This is a genomic window from Mesorhizobium sp. ORS 3428 (assembly GCF_001854785.1).
Classification (GTDB): Bacteria; Pseudomonadota; Alphaproteobacteria; order Rhizobiales; family Rhizobiaceae; genus Mesorhizobium.
The window spans coordinates 1-3,096 of sequence record NZ_MDFL01000061.1; the positions used below are offsets into that span (position 1 = coordinate 1).

Annotated in this window: 1 protein-coding gene and 1 pseudogene; one reads left to right on the forward strand and one right to left on the reverse strand. The window is 59.0% G+C overall.

All coding sequences use genetic code 11. The features are described from left to right. Positions 1 to 168: 168 nt before the first annotated feature. A pseudogene (locus tag ORS3428_RS07680) lies at positions 169 to 1,080 on the reverse strand (LysR family transcriptional regulator). Between the two features lie 444 nt (positions 1,081 to 1,524). Here ORS3428_RS07680 and ORS3428_RS07685 point away from each other — a divergent pair. Beyond that, complete coding sequence (locus tag ORS3428_RS07685) at positions 1,525 to 2,634, forward strand: mandelate racemase/muconate lactonizing enzyme family protein (protein ID WP_172833656.1); 1,110 nt, start codon at positions 1,525 to 1,527, stop codon at positions 2,632 to 2,634. The last annotated feature ends 462 nt before the right edge of the window (positions 2,635 to 3,096 follow it).

Here is a 3,096-nt window from a genome sequence, read left to right on the forward strand (position 1 = left end):
TTTTGGTTACAAGCTTGGCTTCGTTCCGGCCCGTGATGGAAAGGAAACTCCTTCGCCGGGGTCGATAACCTGACCGATGATGTCGTGCGCGATCGATGCCCCTGGATGACTTTAAGTGAGGCCGCTCCTTGYGCGAGCAGTGGCTGAGCGGCGGCTACCGGAACCGCTTTAATCTGTATCCCAGGGAGATGATTTCGAGTCCCTGAGCATCTTCTCGAAAATGCGAGTGGCGGGTGTCTCGATGCGACCAGGTACTTTGAGACGCCACAGCGTGCGTTCGATTTTGACATCGCGCACTGCCACCGTTCTCAAGTGTCCCAGCTGGACCTGATCCCGAGCTGCTACGGCCGAGACTATGGAGACGCCCAGTCCGGCCGCAACCACCTGCTTGATCGCCGCGGTGCTGCCGACTTCCAGAGTGCGGAGCGGCTCGACAGAGCGAGACGCGAGCGCCTGCGTCACCACTTCTCGGGTGCCGGAGCCTTGTTCACGGACGAGGAGCAATTAGTTCTCGAGCCGCTTGACGTCGATCGGTTGGGTTGCGGAGGCGAAAGCATGATCGGGGGCAACAATGAGATTCATGACGTCGGTCCGCCACGGTTCGGCAATGACGTTTGGCACGTCGATTGGACCTTCCACCAACCCGATATCGATATCCTGAGATGCCATCTGCTCAGCAATGTCTTGCGTATTGGCGCTGACAAGATGGAGGTCGATGGCAGGATAGGCGCGATTGAACACCCCCAGGTAGCGCGCGATCATATAGGTTGCGATTGTCGTGCTGGCTCCGATCCGCAAAGAGCCRTTGTGCAATCCACGCAGTGCARCAAGCTCTTGCTCGGCCGCGCGCTCCACAGCAAACAGCCGTTCCGCATGCTGGGACAGAGCCAATCCTTCCGCAGTCGGCACCACCCCCTTTGCGGTTCGGTTAAGGAGCCGGCATCCAACCTGCAGCTCGAATTCGCGAACCCCCTTCGACGCTGCCGRCTGGCTGATGTTCAGAATTTCTGYCGCACGTGAAAAGCTCCCGGTTCGCRCCACGGCCGCGAACATGCGCAGGAGGTGAAGATTGAGTGACATAATCTCTCTCTATAGGCGCATGCGAAATCGGTATTTTCTATTTCGGGTCCTGTAACGCACATTCCGTTCTCATTGAAAGGGGTGGCGCGGTGAAGGGAATAGATTATTGGGCCCGGCTCCGTGTAGCCGGCCGGTCAACTGAGCCTGACAAAAGCGTCGAGCCCGGTTCAATAGGGCAGCCGTCCGCATCAGGCGCGCCGCTGTCGTCACGTTCCCATTGCCTGGACATCGCGAGGTGCGATGCGGCTCTTCTCCTGTTGACCTGACACTCTGCCGATGAATAACGTCGCAACGCTCCAGCCGCTTGATCCGGCAAGCTGCAAATCTTGCCATAACCGAGTGGGAAGCCCAACCGGCTCGGTCGACCCGAACCGGTTGGAACTCGACACCCACCCGGCAGACTCAGGGTACCGCCGGTAAATAAGCAAAATGAGGACTAAGCCATTGTCTCAATCTGGCCGGATCATCAAGGCTGAGTGCCTGCTCGTTGCTGTGCCCTTTCAATCCGACGCAAAACCGGTTTGGGCCTTCACCAGCGCGCCGAAGAACACGTTCGATACTCTGTTTGTAAGGCTCGAGACCGATACCGGCCTCGTCGGTTGGGGCGAGRCTTTCTCGCGCACCGAAGACCGTTCGCTCAAGAGCCTTATAGAGACTCGCATTTTGCCGCTGGTGATCGGGGAGGAAGCCCGACGCATCGGCCAGATCAAGCACAAGCTCGAGTACGGCTTGCAGAATTTCGGCCGCGTCGGGCCAACGATGTACGGGATCTCCGCCATCGATATTGCGCTGTGGGATATCGCTGGCAAGGCGGCGGGGGCGCCGCTAGTCGATCTGCTTGGCGGTCCCTTTGCCGATCAAGTGGAGGTCTATGCAAGTCTGCTGCGCTACGACAGCGAGGAAGGGGTCGCTCGCGCCGTTACGCGCGCAATCGCAGRAGGCTACCGCTACATCAAGCTGCATGAGATCACGTATCCCGAGATTGCTGCGGGATGCGAGGCCGCGAGAGGGCARGCCGCGATAATGCTTGATGTGAACTGCCCCTGGTCGGTGTCGGAGGCCTTAGCCATGGATGCTCAGCTTGCCGGGCTTGACCTTCTCTGGCTCGAGGAACCTGTCTGGCCACCAGATAATTTTCGCGGCCTTGCCCGTTTACGCTCCGAGAAGCGCCACCAGATAGCGGCCGGAGAGAATGCTGGCTCGTTGCAGGATTTCGTCGCCATGGCTGACGCTGGCGCTATTGACATCGCCCAGCCTGACGTGGCGAAAACCGGCGGCATCACCGAATTGATGAAGATCGCCGCCTTCTGCGAGGGGAGCGCGATCCAATTTGTTCCTCATTGTGCGCTCTTTGGTCCGGGACAGATTGCCACTGTCCATCTCAACGCAGCGCAGCGCAGCGTGCCCTTGCTTGAAAGGCTTTACTGCGACTTTGAGGCCGAGTTCTACAATGGAGCGACACTGCCGACGCGCGGAAAGCTGGCTGTCCCGACCGCATCAGGCCTGGGCATCGAGCCCGACCAGACCGTTTTAGAGCGCTTCCGCGTGGATTAGCACGAGACTTTTTAACGGCAGCTGATCGACCTCAGCCATCTCGGTCAGAACGAGCGCCGATTTCAGCTGGACTGGCCCGATCGGGAACCTGGCTCTATAGGGCGTGGCTCGGGTACCCGAACCATTTGCTACTCGAGGGAACTGGACGACGGCGAAGCCTCGGCCGAGGACGCCTATGTGGTTGAGACCAACCGCAAGCTCAGAGTCTATTGTCCCGATAGGGAGGTGGACAGCACAGGTACTGCGCCTTTTTCAGGTCAAGAACTCGGCGGCGCAGCCGGAGGACCCAAACCTGCACTTCCTCGACATGCATGTGGAGCGTACCTACGTCCGCACGAACATTGGCCAGACGGTATGATCACTATGACCATCATGCTGGCCGGCAACATGAGCATAGTCCCGTCCAGCTAATGGTGCCGCTGCTAGCGATGACCACTCTTCCGGAAGCTAGCCGACAATCTA